At 66.4% G+C, this 17,970-nt stretch carries 17 protein-coding genes; 7 read left to right on the top strand and 10 right to left on the bottom strand.

Annotation, left to right across the window (positions count from 1 at the left end; translation table 11 throughout):
• Positions 1–3: 3 nt before the first annotated feature.
• Together J7I89_RS11720 and J7I89_RS11715 are read left to right on the top strand one after the other, a co-directional pair.
• Positions 4–1,296, top strand: a complete 1,293-nt coding sequence (locus J7I89_RS11720) for a DUF58 domain-containing protein (protein WP_214970302.1) — start codon at positions 4–6, stop codon at positions 1,294–1,296.
• A 48-nt stretch (positions 1,297–1,344) separates the two neighbouring features.
• Positions 1,345–2,073, top strand: coding sequence for a DUF4166 domain-containing protein (locus J7I89_RS11715; RefSeq protein ID WP_214970299.1), 729 nt, complete (start codon positions 1,345–1,347; stop codon positions 2,071–2,073).
• Between the two features lie 25 nt (positions 2,074–2,098).
• Here J7I89_RS11715 and J7I89_RS11710 read toward each other — a convergent pair whose 3' ends face one another.
• Both J7I89_RS11710 and J7I89_RS11705 read right to left on the bottom strand, forming a co-directional pair.
• Positions 2,099–3,145, bottom strand: a complete 1,047-nt coding sequence (locus J7I89_RS11710) for a hypothetical protein (protein ID WP_214970295.1) — start codon at positions 3,143–3,145, stop codon at positions 2,099–2,101.
• 3 nt (positions 3,146–3,148) lie between these two features.
• Positions 3,149–3,613: a chorismate mutase gene (locus tag J7I89_RS11705; RefSeq protein WP_251045211.1), complete on the bottom strand. Its 465-nt coding sequence runs from the start codon at positions 3,611–3,613 to the stop codon at positions 3,149–3,151.
• A gap of 147 nt (positions 3,614–3,760) precedes the next feature.
• Here J7I89_RS11705 and J7I89_RS11700 point away from each other — a divergent pair, with 147 nt between their 5' ends.
• Complete coding sequence (locus tag J7I89_RS11700; protein ID WP_214970292.1) at positions 3,761–4,417, top strand: NADPH-dependent F420 reductase; 657 nt, start codon at positions 3,761–3,763, stop codon at positions 4,415–4,417.
• A gap of 83 nt (positions 4,418–4,500) precedes the next feature.
• On the opposite strand, the gene J7I89_RS11695 is transcribed toward J7I89_RS11700, so the two are convergent.
• From J7I89_RS11695 to mnmA, 5 genes are all read right to left on the bottom strand, one after another.
• Positions 4,501–6,216, bottom strand: coding sequence for an ABC transporter ATP-binding protein (locus J7I89_RS11695; protein WP_214970289.1), 1,716 nt, complete (start codon positions 6,214–6,216; stop codon positions 4,501–4,503).
• Entirely contained in the window at positions 6,213–7,238 is a 1,026-nt protein-coding gene (locus tag J7I89_RS11690; protein ID WP_214970285.1) for an ABC transporter permease, read from the bottom strand. Before J7I89_RS11690 ends, J7I89_RS11695 begins: the two co-directional genes overlap by 4 nt.
• 2 nt (positions 7,239–7,240) lie before the next feature.
• Positions 7,241–8,332 carry an ABC transporter permease gene (locus J7I89_RS11685; RefSeq protein ID WP_214970282.1) on the bottom strand — a complete coding sequence of 364 codons (1,092 nt, stop codon included), beginning with the start codon at positions 8,330–8,332 and terminating at the stop codon, positions 7,241–7,243.
• A gap of 132 nt (positions 8,333–8,464) precedes the next feature.
• The gene (locus J7I89_RS11680; RefSeq protein WP_214970279.1) at positions 8,465–10,090 is read right to left on the bottom strand and encodes an ABC transporter substrate-binding protein; all 1,626 of its coding nucleotides are present in this window, start codon (positions 10,088–10,090) and stop codon (positions 8,465–8,467) included.
• Between the two features lie 253 nt (positions 10,091–10,343).
• A complete protein-coding gene (gene mnmA, locus J7I89_RS11675) occupies positions 10,344–11,483 on the bottom strand; it encodes a tRNA 2-thiouridine(34) synthase MnmA (RefSeq protein ID WP_214970276.1) in 1,140 nt (379 codons plus the stop codon).
• A gap of 249 nt (positions 11,484–11,732) precedes the next feature.
• Here mnmA and J7I89_RS11670 point away from each other — a divergent pair, with 249 nt between their 5' ends.
• Positions 11,733–12,986 carry an NAD(P)/FAD-dependent oxidoreductase gene (locus tag J7I89_RS11670; protein WP_214970273.1) on the top strand — a complete coding sequence of 418 codons (1,254 nt, stop codon included), beginning with the start codon at positions 11,733–11,735 and terminating at the stop codon, positions 12,984–12,986.
• Here the strand turns inward: J7I89_RS11670 and J7I89_RS11665 are convergent.
• Entirely contained in the window at positions 12,965–14,194 is a 1,230-nt protein-coding gene (locus J7I89_RS11665; RefSeq protein ID WP_214970270.1) for a cysteine desulfurase family protein, read from the bottom strand. The genes J7I89_RS11670 and J7I89_RS11665 overlap by 22 nt on opposite strands.
• Before the next feature lie 115 nt (positions 14,195–14,309).
• Between J7I89_RS11665 and J7I89_RS11660 the strand changes: the two genes are divergently transcribed.
• Entirely contained in the window at positions 14,310–14,684 is a 375-nt protein-coding gene (locus J7I89_RS11660; RefSeq protein WP_308159880.1) for a DMT family transporter, read from the top strand.
• A 62-nt stretch (positions 14,685–14,746) separates the two neighbouring features.
• Here J7I89_RS11660 and J7I89_RS11655 read toward each other — a convergent pair whose 3' ends face one another.
• The gene (locus J7I89_RS11655) at positions 14,747–15,421 is read right to left on the bottom strand and encodes a metalloregulator ArsR/SmtB family transcription factor (RefSeq protein ID WP_214970632.1); all 675 of its coding nucleotides are present in this window, start codon (positions 15,419–15,421) and stop codon (positions 14,747–14,749) included.
• A 90-nt stretch (positions 15,422–15,511) separates the two neighbouring features.
• Between J7I89_RS11655 and J7I89_RS11650 the strand changes: the two genes are divergently transcribed.
• Positions 15,512–15,928: a hypothetical protein gene (locus J7I89_RS11650; protein ID WP_214970267.1), complete on the top strand. Its 417-nt coding sequence runs from the start codon at positions 15,512–15,514 to the stop codon at positions 15,926–15,928.
• 61 nt (positions 15,929–15,989) lie between these two features.
• Here the strand turns inward: J7I89_RS11650 and J7I89_RS11645 are convergent, their stop codons facing one another.
• On the bottom strand, positions 15,990–16,586 hold the full coding sequence (locus tag J7I89_RS11645; protein ID WP_308159879.1) for a hypothetical protein: 597 nt from the start codon (positions 16,584–16,586) through the stop codon (positions 15,990–15,992).
• 421 nt (positions 16,587–17,007) lie between these two features.
• Here J7I89_RS11645 and J7I89_RS11640 point away from each other — a divergent pair, with 421 nt between their 5' ends.
• Positions 17,008–17,955 (top strand): J domain-containing protein, encoded by a 948-nt coding sequence (locus tag J7I89_RS11640; RefSeq protein ID WP_214970264.1) that lies wholly within the window; start codon positions 17,008–17,010, stop codon positions 17,953–17,955.
• Positions 17,956–17,970 lie beyond the last annotated feature (15 nt).

Raw genomic sequence — 17,970 nt, 5'->3', positions numbered from 1 at the left:
CTGATGGCAATTTCGGGGAGGTTGGTCCTCCTGGCACTGGCTGGGCTTTGTCCTGTGCTCTTTTTCCCCCGGTGGGAAGCTGCGCTGGCCGTGGTCCTTGTCCTTGCCACGCTGACCCTGCTGGACCTCGGCCTGGCCGCATCGGTGGCGCATGTTGCCATCGAGCGGTCCTCGCCCGGCAATGTCACCCTGGCGGGCACCGCCGAGTCGGTGCTCACGGTGAACAACACGGGGAAACGGACGCTGAGGGCATTCGTTCGCGATGCCTGGCAACCGTCCGCAGGGGCAGTAAACCCGGTCCAGGAAACAGAGGTCCCGCCGGGTGAGAGGCGGCGGCTGACCGTCCGGCTGCGGCCCGTCAGGAGGGGCGACCTCAACGCACCGCACGTCACCATTCGGTCCTTCGGCCCGCTCCGCCTGGCCGCGCGCCAAAAAACGGTGCAGTGCCCGGGATCGGTCCGCGTGCTGCCGCCGTTCAACTCCCGGCGCCACCTCCCCTCGAAGCTGCGGAGGCTTCGGGAGCTGGACGGCAAAGCCGCCGTCCAGATCCGCGGCGCCGGCACCGAGTTCGATTCTCTCCGCGATTATGTCCGCGGCGATGATGTGCGCTCCATTGACTGGCGCGCCACGGCGAGACGGTCCGCCGTCGTGGTCCGGACGTGGCGGCCGGAACGGGACCGACGGGTGGTGATCATGCTGGACACGTCGCGGACTGCTGCGGCGCGCGTCAACGACGAGCCGCGCCTGGACACGGGAATCGAAGCGGCACTGCTGCTGGCCGTCCTTGCCGAACGGGGCGGGGACCGGGTGGACTTCTTCGCCTTCGACCGCCGGATGCGTGCCAGGGCCGGAACGGCTGCCGGCGGAAACCTGCTGGGACAGCTCGTTCAAGCCATGGCACCCCTCGAAGCGGAACTGATCGAACTGGACTGGGCACAGATTCCCGGGCAGGTCCGTGCTGTTTCCGCGCACCGTTCCCTGGTGGTGCTGCTGACGTCGCTCGACGGCGGCGCTCCGGAGGAAGGGCTCATTCCGATGGCCGCACGGCTGGCGCAGCAGCACGTCGTCGTGGTGGCTTCCGTCCGCGATCCCAAGCTGGGCGAACTGCTGCGGGAACGGACGACGGCGGCGGAAGTGTTCCGTGCGGCGGCTGCGGAGCGCGCCCTGCTGGAGCGGGAGGCGGTGAGCCTTCAGCTCCGCCACCTGGGCGTGGAGGTTGTGGACGCGGAACCGCATCAGCTGCCCCCTGCGCTGGCCGACACCTACATCCGGCTCAAGGCAGCCGGCCGGCTGTAACGGGCAGCTAGGATTCAGTTCAGCAGATCAGCCCATCAGGAGGTCCCCGTGAACATGCCGATCTACCAGCAGGCCATGGGTGCCGGCTTCGCCCGCCTTCAGCCCGAACTTCAGGACTACTTTTCGCTGGCTCCCGGATCCGGTCGGTACGGCGTGGGCGAAGGCGTGTTCGACGTCGTGGGCTGCCGGCAACGCTGGCTGCGGCCGCTGCTGGCGCTGACCGCCAGCGAGGAGGCATTCTTTCCGGAGTACGGCGAGCGGGTGCCTTTCCGGATCGAAAACCATGCGCATCTGGACCCGTTCGGCCGCTCGAGCCTGACCGCCCGCCGGCAAATCTTCTTTCCCGGCCGCACTCGGATTTTCCAGGACACCACCAGCCTGCGCCCCCCTGGCCCCGGCGATCCTTCCGGAGCGGCGCGGCTCGTGGACTATGTGGGCAGGTACCGCCGGCTGGTCACCGACCTGAACCTGAGCGCGACGGCGGAGGGCCGGCTCCGGGGGGTCTCCGCGGCGTCCCGGCTCTTCCTGGGACCGCTGCGCGTGCCGCTGCCGGCGCCGCTCGATGCCAAGGCCTATGCCGAGCAGTGGTGGGACCCTTCAGCCGGAGCACACGGCAGGCACCGGATCCAGGTGAAGGTGATCCAGCCGCAGGTCGGCTTGGTCCTGGTCTATGCCGGGCACTTCGATTACCGGCTCGAGTCATATCCGGGCGGGAATTCGGCACCGGGATTCCTCCCGTCGAATGCCAGCCCGGACCGCTGGGAACAACGGACCTGATGCCTCCTCCGGGCCGGGCGATGGTTCAGCCGAGCGCCAGCTGATTCAGGCCGTCGGCCGCCTGCGTCAGGCGCGTGAGCACCGCCGTCGCGGCCTTGGGTGTGTACCCCTCAAGCCCTCCCGACGGCGTGATCCGGATCGTCCCCAGCTCTGCCAGCGGCAATCCCAGCTGCTGCCAGGGTCGCCGTACCGTGTCCACGACGTCGGCGACCCTGGGCAGCTCCGCCGAGGGGTTGTCCACTCGCAGGGCGCCTGCCCAGATCCTCTTGCCGGCTTCAACCGCCTCGGCCAGCTGTTCCCACTGGCGGGATGTCAGTGCCTTCAGCGGAACGGCGATGCCGTCCGCGCCGGCCGCGAGGATCCTGTCGAAAGGGGCCTCGATCTCCGGGACCGCGACGACGACCTCGGCGGCCCCGGCGCTGCGGACGGCGTCAATCACCACGCGCCACAGCTCCGTCACTTCCTGACCGGCGACGGACCGCAGTGTCCTGTAGCCGCTGGAGGTAGGAATGGTGCCAGCCAGGACGGAGGCGATGTCCGGCTCGTCGAGCTGCACCGCGAGCCGTGCACCCGGCACGGCAGCGGACACGCGTGCGAGATGCTCGCCGACGCCGGCGGCAAGGGAGGCTGCGATGTCGCGGCGTGCACCATAGTCGATCAGGGCCCGTTCGCCGTTGTGGAGGTGCAGTCCGGCGGCGAGGCTCAGCGGCCCGCGCAGCTGCACCTTGAATTCGGCGGCGGCCTGGCCGTCCTCTTCTCCGGCAACATCGGCGAGCACGTTGATATCAGTGGAAAGCGCCGATCTGGCCCGGATGAGGTCACGTCCGGGCCGGTCGACGATGCGCCAGCCATGTGGCTGGACATCCACTGCCATCTCCACGAGCAGGGACGCCGTCCGGCCGATGGCGTCCGCGCCCACTCCCCGGTCGGGGAGCTCGGCCAGGAACGGAAGATGCGGGCTGCCAAGTTCCCCGCGGATAATCCGGGTGGCTTCGACCGGGTCCTGCCCGGGCCATGGTCCGAGTGCGGTGGCCGTCACCTGCCGTTGCGGTGACGTTGCCGTTTCAGCCACGGTTTAGGCGCCGAGCGAAGCGGACGGGCCTGCTGGGGCTCCTGCAGACGCGCCGCCGTCGTCGGGCCCGTTATTGTTGCTGGCTCTGTTGCTGCCGTTGGCGTTATGGTCTTCGGCGATCGCCTCGTGGTGCCGGATCACCTCGCCGATGATGAAGTTCAGGAACTTTTCCGCGAAGGCGGGGTCCAGTTGGGCATCCTCGGCGAGCCGCCGCAGCCTTGCGATCTGGGCGGTCTCACGTCCGGGATCGCCAGCCGGAAGCCGGTGTGCCGCCTTGAGGAAGCCCACCTTCTGCGTGGCTTTGAACCGTTCCGCCAGGAGGTACACGAGCGTCGCATCGATGTTGTCGATGCTCGACCGGATCGAGAGCAGCTCCGCCATCACTGAAGGATCCACGTGCCCTGCGAGGGAGCTCGCGGCCGGGTCGTAGGAGTCGGTGTCAGGCAGATCATGGTTTAGCTCGGTCATGGATCCAGTCTATGGGCACTGCCGGAAACTCCGCCGGTGTTAAGCGGCCGGCAACAAGGGCCGCACGGCCGGAGCCGCGCGTCCGCAACTGCGCCGGAGGGCGGACAATGTAAGTGTTACGCAACACACCGGTGATGGAGGTCGGACATGAGGATTGCAGTTCTTGGCACCGGTAGGGTGGGCAGGACCTTGGCCGGAAAGCTGGTCCAGACGGGGCACCAAGTCACCATCGGATCCCGGAGTGCCACCAACGAGGCGGCACTGGAGTGGGCCACCGGAGCCGGCCCGCACGCGAAGGTAGCCACGTTCTTCGACGCCGCTGCGGCTGGCGAAGTAATCATCAATGCGACTCCCGGCACTGTGTCGCTGGAAGTACTGGCCTCCGCCAGCACGAAGAACCTGGACGGCAAGGTGCTCATTGACGTGGCAAATCCGCTGGACCAAACGGCGGGCTTCCCGCCGTCGCTCTCCATCTCTAATACAGACAGCCTGGCGGAAACCATCCAGCGGTCCTTTCCCACGGCCCGCGTGGTCAAGGCCCTGAACACCATGCGGGCGGACGTCATGGTGGCTCCGGACCGCCTGGCCGGCGGCGACCATGACGTGTTTCTGGCCGGTGACGACGCCGGGGCCAAGGAAGTGGTTGCCGGGCTCCTGCGGGAATTCGGCTGGCGGCCGGAGCACATCAGGGATCTGGGTCCGCTCGAAGCGGCGCGGGGGATGGAGATGTGGCTTCCGCTGTGGCTCCGCATCTTCCTCCTGCAGGGCGGCCGCGCGTTCAACATCAAGGTGGTCTCCGAATAAGCTGCGAACAATCCCCTGAACGCAGACAGCCTGCCCATCCGCCACGCGTGGCGGATGGGCAGGCTGTTCTACCCGAGCTGCGGCTAGATGCCCAGGAGGGCGCGGTGGTCCTCCCGGCGCTTGGCCTGCTCGGCCGGATCCGGGACCGGGAGCGACGCGATGAGTCGCTTGGTGTAGTCGTGCCGGGGAGCGCCCATGACGTGATGGCCGATCCCCTGTTCAACCAGCTTGCCTTTGTACAGCACGCCCACCCAGTGCGAAAGCATGTCCACCACGGCCAGGTCGTGGCTGATGAACAGGGCCGCAAACCCGAACTCCTGCTGGATTTCCTTGAACAGCTCCAGCACCTTCGCCTGCACCGAAACGTCCAGCGCGGAGGTTGGCTCGTCGGCGATCAGCAGCTTCGGGTTGAGGATCAGGGCCCGTGCCAGCGATGCCCGCTGGCGCTGCCCGCCGGACAGCTCGTGCGGAAAGCGGTCAGCGTACGACGCCGGCAACTGGACTGATTCGAGCAGCTCGCCTACGCGCTTGCGGACCTGCGCCGGCGACGGATTTGTGTGGATGATCAGCGGCTCCGCCACACAGTCCCCGATGGTCAGCTGGGGATTGAACGACGCCGCCGGGTCCTGGAACACGAATCCGATGTCCTTGCGAAGCGGTTTGAAGGTCCGCTCCTTGAGGTTGAGCATCTCGTAGCCCAGCACGCTGAGGCTTCCGCCGGTTGTGCGGTTGAGCCCCGCAATGGCACGGCCGATGGTGGTTTTGCCGGACCCTGATTCGCCCACTAGGCCGAAGACCTCGCCCTCGGACACGGTGAAGCTGACCCCGTCCACGGCCTTGAAGGCGGGGCTGCCCAGCCGGCCCGGGTACTCGATGGTCAGGCCCTTGGCCTCCACCAATACCTTGCCGCCTTGGTGGGCCCGTTCAGTCATCCCTGCCGAGGCCGAATTCCGGCCGAGGTGAGGGACGGCCGCCAGCAGCTTCTTGGTGTAGTCCTGCCGCGGTTCGGCAAACAGGGTCTTTACCGACGCCTCCTCCACGACGTCGCCCTGGTACATCACCACGACGCGGTCCGCGAGATCGGCCACGACTCCCATGTTGTGCGTGATCAGCACGATGGAAGTCCCGTACTTGTCCCGCAGATCCCGCAGCAGCTCCAGGATCTCGGCCTGGACAGTGACATCCAGGGCCGTAGTGGGTTCATCCGCCACGATGAGGCCCGGATTCAGCGCGAGGGCAGCGGCGATGACCACGCGCTGCTTCTGCCCTCCGGAGAACTGGTGGGGGTAGTAGTTGACCCGCGTTTCCGGATCCGGAATCCCCACCTTGCGGAGGGCATCGATGGCCCTGGCCTTCGCGTCCCTGGCGGAGACCCGCTTGCCGCCGGGACCGCCTGCATGCGCCCGGATGCCTTCGGCGATCTGCCAGCCGACGGTGAATACCGGGTTCAGGGCCGTGGACGGCTCCTGGAAAACCATGGCGACGTCGCGGCCGCGGATCTGCCGAAGTTTTGCCGCGCTGACGCTGACCACGTTGTTGCCGTTGATCAGCACCACGCCTGAGCTGGTGGCCGTTTCGGGCAACAGCCCCAGAATGGTCTTGGCCGTGACGGTCTTGCCGGAGCCCGACTCCCCCACGATGGCAACCACTTCGCCGGCCTTTACATCGAGGCTGACGTCCTTGACGGCGTATACGTCGCCGCCATCTGTGGCGAACGTGACTTTGAGGTTGTCGATGACCAGAACCGGGCGTCCGGTTGGCTGCTGCCGGTCCGGAACCGGATCAATATTGATGGTCATAGCGTTCTCGCTTCTGCTTCCAGGGCCGCCTGCGCACCGGTGCGGGCATCGCTGCCTCCTCCGCCACCAGGAACCTTGCCCCCCGCGCTCTTGCGCCCGCGGAGCCTTGGATCGTTGAGGTCGTTCATGCTTTCTCCCACCAGGGTCAGCCCGAGTACCGTCAGGACGATGGCCGCACCGGGGAAGACACCCGTCCACCAGATGCCGGAGGAGGCATCAGCCATGGCCTTGTTGAGGTCGAAGCCCCATTCGGCGGCGGAGGACGGTTCGATGCCGAACCCGAGGAAGCCCAGTCCCGCAAGGGTCAGGATCGCCTCGGACGCATTCAGCGTGAAGATCAGCGGCAGCGTGCGCGTTGCGTTCTTGAAGATGTGGCGTCCCATGATGCGGATGCTGGAAGCACCCACCACCTTGGCTGATTCGACGAAGGGCTCCGCCTTCAGCCTGATTGTCTCGGCACGGATCACGCGGAAATACTGCGGCACGAAGACCACGGCGATGGCGAACGAGCAGGCAAGGATGCCGCCCCAGAAACTGGACTGGCCACGGCTGATGACGATCGACATCACGATGGCCAGCAGGAGCGATGGGAAAGCGTAGATCGCATCGGCGATAACGACCAGCACCCGGTCCAGCCAACCGCCGAAGTAACCGCTGAGCAGGCCAAGCGCGACCCCAAGGAAGATCGACATGGCCACCGCGACGACGATCACGACCACGGCCGTCTGGGACCCCCAGATCACCCGGGAGAACACGTCATAGCCGCCCACGGTGGTGCCCAGGATGTGGTTGCCGCTGGGGGCCTGCTGTGCGGGGAAGGTACCGGATGCGTCGCTGAGCTGCGAGTAGCCGTAGGGCGCGATGACCGGCGCCAGCACCGTCGTCAGCAGGAAGGCGATGGTCAGCACGAGGCCGGTGACGAGCATGCCGCGCTGCAGCCCGATGCTCTTCCTGAAGTGCGAGATCACCGGAAGCCGGTAAATGAGGGGTTGTTTTCGCCCGCTTACTGTGGTTGCGTTCATGGCTAGTACCTCACTCGCGGGTCGATCAGGGCTGCAAAGACGTCCACGACGAAGTTCGTGACCGCGACTATGACCGCGAGCAGCACAACGATGCCCTGGACAGCGACGAAGTCGCGCGCGTTCAGGTACTGGACCAGCTGGTAGCCGAGGCCCTTCCACTCGAAGGTGGTCTCCGTGAGGACGGCGCCGCCCAGCAGGAGGGCAATCTGCAGCCCCATCACCGTGATGATCGGGATGAGCGCCGGCTTGTAGGCATGCTTGGTCACGAGCCGGAATTCACTGACGCCGCGGGACCTGCCGGCCTCGACGTAGTCCTTGCCCAGCGTGCCGATCAAGTTGGTGCGGACCAGCCGGAGGAAGACCCCGGCCGTCAGCAGCCCGAGGGCAACTGCAGGGAGGACGGCATGGGCCATGACGTCGCCGAGCGCCGTCATGTTGCCGCTGCGCAACGCGTCCAGCCAGTAGACCCCGGTGGGCGCGGCCAGGCTTCCCATGGCCAGTTCGGTCCGGGTGGAGGCCCGTCCTGCGACGGGCAGCCAGCCGAGCCATACCGAGAAGGTCAGCTTCAGCAGGAGGCCGGCGAAGAACACGGGCGTGGCGTAGCAGAGAATGGCGAAGAACCGCAAGACGGCGTCCGGTGCCTTGTCGCGCCGGTGCGCGGCAATCATGCCGAGCGGGATCCCCACCAGCAATGCCACGATCACGGCATTTATGGCCAGTTCGAGGGTTGCCGTGCCGAACGTTGCCAGCATTGCAACGACGGGCCGGCGGTCGGTGATGGTCGTCCCGAAGTTGCCCGTCGCCACCTGGCCTAGGTATTCGAAGTACTGAACCAGGATCGGCCGGTCATACCCGGCGTCGTGAATCCGCTGCGCCAGCACGTCTGGAGGAAGCCGGCCGCCCTGGGCGGCGGTGATGGGGTCGCCGATGACCCGCATCAGGAAGAAGACCATGGTCACCAGGATGAACATGGTCGGAAGGATCAGGAAGAACCGGACCAGGATGTAAGTTCCCAGCCCCCCGCCTGAAGATTTTTTCTTGGACGGAAGGAGCCCGTCGGCGTCGCTTGGCGGCGCCTCTGTCAGTGTTGTCATTGGTACCTAAAATTGTGCTTTCGCGGCCATGGGCCGGACCCGTGAACTGCAGGTGCTGCAATGACCAGGAAAGGCGGGGCGCCTCGAGGGTGCCCCGCCTACTAGGCTGGTCAGAACCGCAGGGATGCAGCCTTACTTGGAAACAGTTCCCAAACGGAACTTGAAGGAAGGGTCGAGGGTCGAATCGACGCCCTTGACGGTGCTGCCGGAGATGGCAACCTGGGTGCCCTGCAAGAGCGGCAGTGTGGAAATGTCCTTGGCGAGGGCGTTCTGCGCCTCCTTGATAAGGGATTCGCGCTGGCTCTTGTCTGCCGTGGTGAGCTGCTCGTGGATCAGATCCGTCACGGCCGGGTTGTTGTAGTGGTTGCCAAGGTGTCCACCGTTGATGAAGAAGGGCGACAGGTAGTTGTCCGCGTCGCTGAAGTCCGGGAACCAGCCGAAATCAAAGATGGGATAGGCGTCGGCCCGCGCGGCCTTGCTATAGGTGACCCACTCGGTGGACTGCAGGTTAACCGTGAACAGACCGGACTTCTCCAGTTGGTCCTTGATCAAGGCGTATTCGTCGCCGGATGATTTGCCGTAGTGGTCCGCGTTGTACTGCAGATTCAGCGCGACGGGGCCCGTGACGCCTGCATCGGAGAGGACCTTCTTCGCCTTGTCCAGACTCGGCTTGCCGCCATCGCCGTAGGCGTCCTTGAATGACGTGTTGGCACCGTCGAAGCCGCTCGGGACGTTGGAGAAGAGGGGGAGGTAGGTGCCCTTATAGACCTGGTCGGAGATGGCCTGCCGGTCGACCAGATTGGCGATGGCCTGCCGTACGGCCAGAGCCTTGGCCGGATTTGCATCCGCGGTCTTGGCCCCGAAAGGCATAGTGTCGTAGTTGAACGTCATGTAGCGGATTTCGCCGCCAGGGCCCACGTTCACCTTGACCTTGGAGTCCTTCCTCAGGTCATCAACGTCGGTGGCGCTGAGGCTGCGGTTTGCGACGTCGAGATTGCCCTGCTGGATGTCCAGCTTCAGGTTGGTGGGATCTGCGTAGTACTTGATCGTGGCGGCATCGTTGGCCGGCTTGCCCAGCAGCCCCGTGTAGTCCGGGTTGGCCTTGAAGCTCACCAGCTCGTTCTTCTTGTAGGTCTCAATCGTGTACTGGCCATAGTAGGCCTTAGCCTTGACGATCGAGTCGTCGTCGAGCACTTTGTCCGCCGGGAAAACTTCGTCGTCCACGATCGGTGCAGCCGGGCTGGTGAGAATCTGCGCAAAAGTCTGGTCGTTGGCTTGCTTGAGCTTGAACACCACGGTCGTTGCGTCCGGGGTGGCCACACTCTCAATATTTGCCAGGAGGCTGGAAGGTCCGACGGGATCGTTGATCTTGGTCTGCCGGTCAAAGGAGAACTTGACGTCCTTGGAGTCCAGGGTGTGCCCGTTGGCCCATTTCAGGCCGGACTTGAGCTTGACTGTGTACTCGGTGGGGGCGGTGAAGGAGGCCGACTCGGCCAGGTCCGGGACCGGATCGGCACTGCCCGGCTTCGAGTTGAGCAGGAAGGAGTAGATCTGGTTCATCACCATGAAGGAACCGTTGTCGTACGAGCCCGCTGGATCCAGGGCGGTGACCTTGTCCGTGGTGCCGTAGGCTATCGGGCCGCTGGCCGCGGCTGATGACCCGCCGCCGCCGGACGGGCCCGTGCAGGCTGTCAGTGCAAAGGCGGAAACCCCGGCGAGCGCGATAGCGCCCTGCAAGGCCTTTTTGTTCATTGCCATCTGTGAACTTTCTGTTCGATGAGTGCGCGCGCGGCCCGGCATGTATCGTGCGGGCGGCACGCTGTCCTGATGCCTTGATTGAACCAGACGGTTGCCCGGTGAAACGTGGCATCTTGTGAGATGAGACACAAAATTTACCATATTGGGGCCTAGGAAATGTTTCGGACCTACTCGCGGGTACGAAAAACGGCCGGCGGGAATCCGCCGGCCGTTACGTGGTCCGAAACTCAGGTCAAATCAGGGGTGCGCCTTACTACAGCTCAGCGCGCTGCAGCGAACGCGCGGCGTCGATGGTGGCTTGGCCCAGGACCCGGCTGCGCTGGTACAGGACCACCGTCTGTCCGGGCGAGACTCCGCGCAGTGGATCCGTCAGCGTCACCACGAGGCACTCGCGAAGCACTCCGGCGGCATCGGCAATCCGCTCGATGCGGGCCGTCGCGGGGACGGGATCGCCATGGGCGCGCACCTGCGCGTAGCAGTCAAATTCGGCCCCGGTGCCCACCTCGGCGATGGGCAGCCCTGCCCAGGAAACCTTGATGCCGCGGATCTCGTCGATGGCGAGCAGCGCCTCCGGCCCCACCACCACCTTGTTTTCCTTCGGCCGGATCTCCAGCACGAACCGAGGCTTGCCGTCGGCGGCGGGCCGGCCAAGCTTGAGGCCGCGGCGCTGGCCCACCGTGAAGGCATTGGCCCCCGGGTGCTCGCCCACCTTGGACCCGGTTTCGTCCACGATGTCGCCGGTGGTCATTTCGATCTTCTCCGCGAGCCAGCCGGCGGTGTCGCCGTCCGGGATGAAGCAGATGTCGTGGCTGTCCGGCTTGTTGGCGACGGACAGGCCGCGCAGTTCCGCTTCTGCCCGGACCTCGGCCTTGGACGGGGTGTCCGCGAGGGGGAACATCGAGTGCTTCAGCTGCTCATGGGTCAGCACCCCGAGGACGTAGCTCTGGTCCTTGGCCCAGTCAGCGGCGCGGTGCAGCTCGGGGTTGCCGTCGGCGTCGTTGATCACCTTGGCGTAGTGGCCGGTGCAGACGGCGTTGAAGCCCAGGGCGATGGCCTTCTCCAGCAGCGCCGCGAACTTGATGCGCTCATTGCACCGCATGCAGGGATTGGGCGTCCGGCCGGCAGCGTACTCATCGATAAAGTCCTGCACAACGTCTTCCTTGAACCGCTCGGAAAAATCCCACACGTAGTAAGGGATTCCCAGAACGTCGCAGGCGCGCCATGCGTCGCGCGAGTCCTCAATCGTGCAGCAACCGCGGCTTCCCGTGCGCAGGGTGCCCGGCATCCTGGACAGCGCCAGGTGAACCCCGACGACGTCGTGCCCCGCCTCGACGGCGCGGGCGGCGGCGACGGCGGAGTCCACTCCGCCGCTCATGGCTGCTAGAACTCGCATTTCGGCTTTCTGTAGTCTGATGGCGGCGCGGCCGGCGACTCATGGCGCCGGATTCTGAAGCGCAGTGTGGAGCCTTGTTCCAGCCCCTGTTGACACGCGCGCCAGATGACACACCGCTTGCCCGTCTATTCTAGCGCCCGGCCGATTCAGGCCCTAAATTGCCTTGACCGCGCCGGCCGCCCCTTCTAAAGTCAAACGTACTGGTTTTAGAACGCAGGCCATGCGGGGCCCGGACGAATCGAGCAGGTCATGACTCCTGAGAGCATCATCATCGTCGGCGGAGGCCTGGCGGGCGCCACCGCGGCGCGCACGCTGCGCACCGAAGGGTTCCAGGGGAATATCACCGTCGCCGCAGCCGAACCGCATCATCCCTACATCCGGCCGCCGCTGTCCAAGGAATACCTGCTGGGAAAAGCCGGGGAGGACGCGGTCGAGGTAGTCCCGGAGGCCTGGTACGAGGAAAACAACGTCAGCCTACGGCTCGGTGCTCGGGTGGCCGACGTCGACCCCGCAGCCCACACGGTCCGCTACGCCGACGGGGTCTCGCAACAGTACGGGGCGCTGCTGCTCGCCACAGGCGCGACGCCCCGGCAGATTCCCCTGCCGGGCAGCGGACTCGACGGCGTCACCACCTTCCGCACGCTGGATGACAGCCGCCGCCTGAGGGAGCAGCTCGCGGCCGGCGGCAGGAGGGTGGTCCTCATCGGCTCCGGCTGGATAGGAATGGAGCTGGCGGCAGCAGCCAGCACCTACGGCAACGAGGTCACCCTGCTGGGGCTCGAGGAGGTTCCGCTCGGCGGGGCGATCGGTCCGGACCTGGGCAGGTTCTTCCGGTCCCTGCACGAGGAAAACGGCGTACAGTTCCGGCTGCCGGCGTCTGCCCGGGAGATTACGGGGCAAGGAGGCAGCGCCACCGGCGTCCTGACCGATTCGGGCGAGCAGCTGCCGGCCGACGTCGTGGTTATTGCTGTCGGCGTGGTTCCGGACACCGCCCTGGCACGTTCAGCCGGCCTCGAGATCCGGAACGGCGTCCTCACCGATGCCTCACTGCGGACCAGCGCCCCGGATATTTTCGCGGCGGGCGACGTCGCCAACGCCCTTCATCCGTTCACGGGTGAGCACCACCGCAGCGAGCACTGGGCCAACGCGCTGAACGGCGGCAAGGTGGCCGGCAAGGCCATGCTCGGCCAGGACGCCGAGCTGGATGCGATTCCGTACTTCTACACCGACCAGTTTGACGTCAGCATGGAATATTCAGGCTTTCCCACACTCGCGGCGGAAACGGCTCCCGTCATCCGCGGGTCCCTCGAAGCGAAGGAATTCGTCGCCTTCTGGCAGCGGGACGGGCGTGTGGTGGCGGGCATGAGCGTCAACTGGCCGCGCTCCGGCAAGCCAAGCGCACAGAAAACCATCAAGGCCCTCATCTCGGCCCGCTCCGAGGTGGCTGCAGCGACCCTGGCGGATGCGGCAGTCCCGTTTGATCAGCTGATTTCCGAACCCTGACGGGCAACGGTGGCGGCAGTCTGGATGGAGGACTCGTGGCCGGCCATTCCGGCCTGCCGGGCGCGGGCATATGCTCCGGGGAGGGCCGCAAGCAGAGCGTCCACGTCCTTATCCGTTGACGGGTGGCCCAGGGTGAAACGCTGGGCACCACGGGCAGTTTCCTCATCCAGTCCCATGGCCAGGAGGACGTGCGACGGGCGTGGAACACCGGCAGTGCAAGCCGAGCCCGTGGACGATTCGACACCGGCCAGGTCGAGGAGGAAGAGCAGGGAATCACCCTCACAGCCGGGGAAGGTGAAGTGCGCGTTGCCGGGCAATCTGCCCGGCCCGGGCGCACCGCGCAGCACGGCGGACGGCACGGCTTCCTGCACCCCCGCGATGAGCCGGTCCCGCAGGGCGGCGATCCGGGCGGACTCCGCCGGGAGGTTTTTGGCAGCGGCTTCGGCAGCGGCGGCAAAGGCGGCGATGGACGCGGTGTCCAGCGTGCCGGAACGGACGTCTCGCTCCTGGCCCCCGCCGTGCTGCACGGGAGTAAGCTTCACGGCGCGTCCCAGGATGAGGGCGCCGACGCCTACGGGGCCGCCGATTTTATGGCCGGAAATGGACATCGCGTCCAGCCCGGAAGCCCTGAAGTCCACAGGAACGGACCCGAACGCCTGCACGGCATCGGAGTGCACCGGCACACCTGCCGCGCGGCAAAGCTCGGCCACCCGCCGGACGGGCTGGATGCTGCCCACTTCGTTGTTGGCCCACATGACGGTCACCAGGGCAATGGACTCGGGATCCCGGAGCAGCTCGGCGTGAAAGGCCTCGAGGTCCAGGACGCCTTCTGGATCCACCGGCAGCCAGGACACCTCCGCCCCCTCGTGGCGCTCCAGCCACTCGACCGTGTCCAGAACGGCATGGTGTTCGACGGCGGTGCACAGGATGCGCCGCCGGCGCGGATCGTCGCCGTGCCGGGACCAATAGAGACCCTTGACGGCGAGGTTGTCCGCCTCGGTGCCGCCGGAGGTGAAGATGACCTCCGACGGATGGGCTCCTGCGGCCGAGGCAATGGTCTCCCGCGCGTCCTCCACGGACCGCCGGGCGCGCCGGCCCGCACCGTGGAGGGACGACGGGTTTCCGGTCCGGGCCAGTTCACGGGTCAGCGCGGCCAGCGCCTCGGCGGCGATGGGCGTGGTGGCGGCATGATCCAGGTAAGCAGGCACGGTTAAAATTCTACCCGCGGCCAAATTCCCCCTGAGGCTAGCTTCTTCCCTCGGCTACTGCTGTGCCCGCCTGCCCCAATGCCTCCTGTTGCCGCGCCTCAGGTAGATTCGGGCGGTGAAAGCCTCCATCTACCTCGTCATGGCCACCCTGTTCTGGTCGGGCAACTTTGTCGTCGGCCAGGCGGCGATGGGGTCAATGACGCCGCTGGAGCTCACCTTTTGGCGCTGGGCCCTCGTGGCCGTGCCGCTGTTGCTCCTTGCCCAGTGCGTGGAACGGCCGGACTGGGGGGCCGTGCTGCGGCGTTGGCCGACCCTGCTGCTCCTGAGCGCCCTGGGCCTGAGTGGCTACACACTGCTGCTCTACAGCGCCCTGGCCCACACGTCTGCCCTGAACGCGTCCCTGATCACGGCAGCCAATCCGGCAGTGATCGTGGTGATGGCCATGTTCATGCTCGGAGACAGGCCCGGCCCAGTGGGCATGCTGGGATAGCGCTGGGCCTGTTCGGTGTGCTGCTTGTGCTCACCGGTGGCGACATGCAGCAGGTTCTCCAGCTATGGCCGAATCCGGGCGCAGCAGCGTCCGGCGGTCCGGTCCTCTTCCACTTTGTCTTCAGGCACGCCGCAGGCCGCGGCGGCCCCGCTCAGGAAGGCGCCGTTCATCGCGCACACCACGTCTGCGTGCCCGTCCGCCAGCCGGTGGAAGGGACAGTTCATGAGGACGAGTCCGCCGTTGCCGTCGGGCGCGGGCCTGTACCCGATCCCGTAGAGCAGTTCCTCGAACGACGCTCCCCCGGCGGCAGCAGAGCGGCCGCGGGCGTAGGACGTGGCCACCAGCGCTTCACGGACAGGCCCATGGCCGGACATCGATTCTTCGATCGCGGAGGCCATGAGCTCGCCGGCCAGGTCATAACTCCGCTCCGGGACTGACGCCCCCACTTCCTCCAGTGCCGGGCGGTAAAGCTTCGCCGGCCGGCCGGAACCCGGGCCGCCCTTCCCGCCAAGCTTTCTGAACTCAACGGCAAGCAGACCCTCACGGACCAGCCTGTCCAAGTGGAATGAGGCAGTGCTCCTCGGCAGGTCCAGGGCTTCCGCGGCGTCGTCGCGTCCCACCGCAGAGGCCGATGCGGCGACGAATTCGAACAGCCGCCGCCGGGTGTCATCCCCCAGCGACGCGAGGGCGGCGAGGCGGCCTGGCCACGAAAGCCTGGTGCCGGGTTGACGGGTCATGACTCCAGCCTATCTCTAAAAACAAGATTCGTTGCTAAAGAAGCCTGGCCGGGTCTAAAATCAAGATATCCACTTTTAGAAGGAGCAATCATGAAAACCTCAGCATTGAAGGAGCCCGGACGCACGGAAACGCTGGCTCCGGAAACGGTCCGACAGGCGTTCCTTCTCCTCCGCACCGTCTTCACGGTGGCCCCCGTCCTGTTCGGCCTGGACAAGTTCACCAACATGCTCACGGATTGGACAAGCTACCTTGCCCCGGTGGTGCCGTCCGTGATTCCGCTGCCCGGGCAGACCATCATGTACGGCGTCGGCGTCATCGAAATACTTGCCGGGCTGCTGGTCGCGTTCCGCCCGCGGATCGGCTCGCTGGTCGTCGCCGCCTGGCTGTTCGGGATCATCGTGAACCTGATGATCCTCGGCAGTTTTTACGACGTAGCCCTGCGGGACTTCGGGCTGCTCGTGGGCGCACTGGCCCTCAACCGGCTCGCGACGGCGGCAAAACGGTAGCAGCAGAGTAGCTTCCAACGCCCGCGCACAGGACCGGCATGCGCCGGCCGGGCGCGTGCCGCTAATTAGGCGGCGGAACCACGGTCAGCCAGCGCTCGACGTCGGCCCTTGCGGCGGCGAGCGCTGGGGCCGACGGGCACGAGACTGACACATACACGGAGGAACCGGCTGTTCCGAATACCCTCGCCAGCACAACGGCGGCCTTGCCTGCGGGCCGGGCCGCCCGTTCTAGTACAAGGACGTCCACCATCGGGCCGGGTTTGCCCGGTTCTCCGCCCCATCGCAGTGCCGCCCGTTTGAGGTATTTGGGCAGGATCGTCGGGTCGAGGTAGGCGAACAGCCCGGCCGTGGATTCCTGGTCATCACCCTTGGCCAGCGGCCACTGATTCACCCGGACCTTCGCCGCAGCCTGGCAGCCGTCGGACTTCAGGTAAAGAGTAGTGCCGCCTGCATTGTTGCCCGTCTGCCTCCACTTCGGCGCATCGGCCAGGCCCTCCGATAGGCCCACGGGAACACCCCGGGCGAGCGCGGTCCCGGCCGAGAAAGTCATATTGCGGGCGGCGACCGCCGCGGCGTCGTGGCCCGGCGTGATGGTGGGAGTGGCGAGCTGCCGGGTGGCGGGCTGCGTGTCGGGGACAGCCGGATCGGGGATCCCCACACTGCAACCTCCGAGGAAGGCTACTGCCGCCGCTGCGGCCACGGCCGGCAGCCCGCGACGGCGCATTCCACTCCGGGTTCGGGCAGCCATACACACCTCACTACTTGAAACGCGGACACTGGGCGGTGATTGGACACTATGCAGTTAATTGGACACTGGCCAGTCATTCAAACACCGGGCAATCACCGGGACGCCCGTGGGACACCCGGCCAAGCCGGCCCCGGTCCCCCGAAAAGTCTAGACGTCCGGGCTGCTCCGCCGGACCGCCGGGCACACGGCGTGCCGTCCGGGCCCGGCAGCCGCGCACCGGGAACCCGGGACACCGCCCCGGACGTTGTCTGACTAGCCCGGCGAAACGGCCGATATGCTGGGCATGCCGGGCAGCAAGACTGCGCTGGCAACGACAACCGAAGGACCGTGCTTGACCGAGGGCAGCAGTTCCCACTACGAGGTACTCCGCGTCGCCGTGACTGCCACGGAAAAGGAGATCAAGGTGGCCTACCGCAGGGCCGCCCGCGCCTCGCACCCGGATCACGGCGGCGACGCCGCAACCTTCCGACAGGTTACGTTGGCCTACGAAACGCTGATCGATCCCCGGCGACGGGCTGCTTACGACCGCTCCTATGCGGGCGGGCCGCGCCACAGGAACCCGCCGGGCGCTGACGAGGCGCACTTCGACGCTCCGGCCGCCGGCAGCCATGCCTCCGCCACGATCCACCGGCCCGGGACTCCCCGGAATACCTCGGGTGACGCACCGATCTACGTGCCGCCGTTTGACGTTCCGGGCACCGTGCCGCTGATCCCGCGCGATCTGGCCAGCCAACAGGTCCATGGAATGCCCAGGAAACGCGGCATCTTCGGCGCCGAAGCCAGGATCCAGCGCGAGATGCGTACCGTTCAGCTCATCGACAGGCAGGTTCTCCCGGCCATCCCGGCGGCCCGGCTGATCAATGGACTGCAGTCTCCCGCCGACAACAGCCACATCGACCACGCCCTGCTCTCCGGCTACCGGCTGGCGCTGATCGGATCCATGCTCCTGCCCAAGGGTGCCTACGCGTGGGACGGCAACACGCTGAACCACGGCGGCAGGTCCATCGCTCCCCCGCAGCTCGCCCCCGTGGTCAGGCGCATGCAGGACATTTTCCCGGAACTGAACGTGACCGGATGGACCGTGGTCCACAGCCCGGACGGCAACCTTCATGAACCGGTCATCGATCACCACCGCCGGTCCCGCGGCGCATCGGACGTTGTACAGGTGGTCAATGCAGCGGGGCTGGCAAGGGGCCTCAAACAATTCCTGGCGGCGGGCCCGGCGCCAAATACCGTCAATGTGCCCGTGCTGGCCCGGCTGCTCAGGGGCATGCACTGACAGGGCATGCCCTGT

Origin of the sequence: Arthrobacter sp. ISL-5, assembly GCF_018613835.1 — a bacterium.
In the GTDB taxonomy this organism is placed as follows: domain Bacteria; phylum Actinomycetota; class Actinomycetes; order Actinomycetales; family Micrococcaceae; genus Arthrobacter.
Note: the sequence above shows the minus strand (reverse complement) of the source record. Positions and strands in the feature narration are given on the sequence as shown.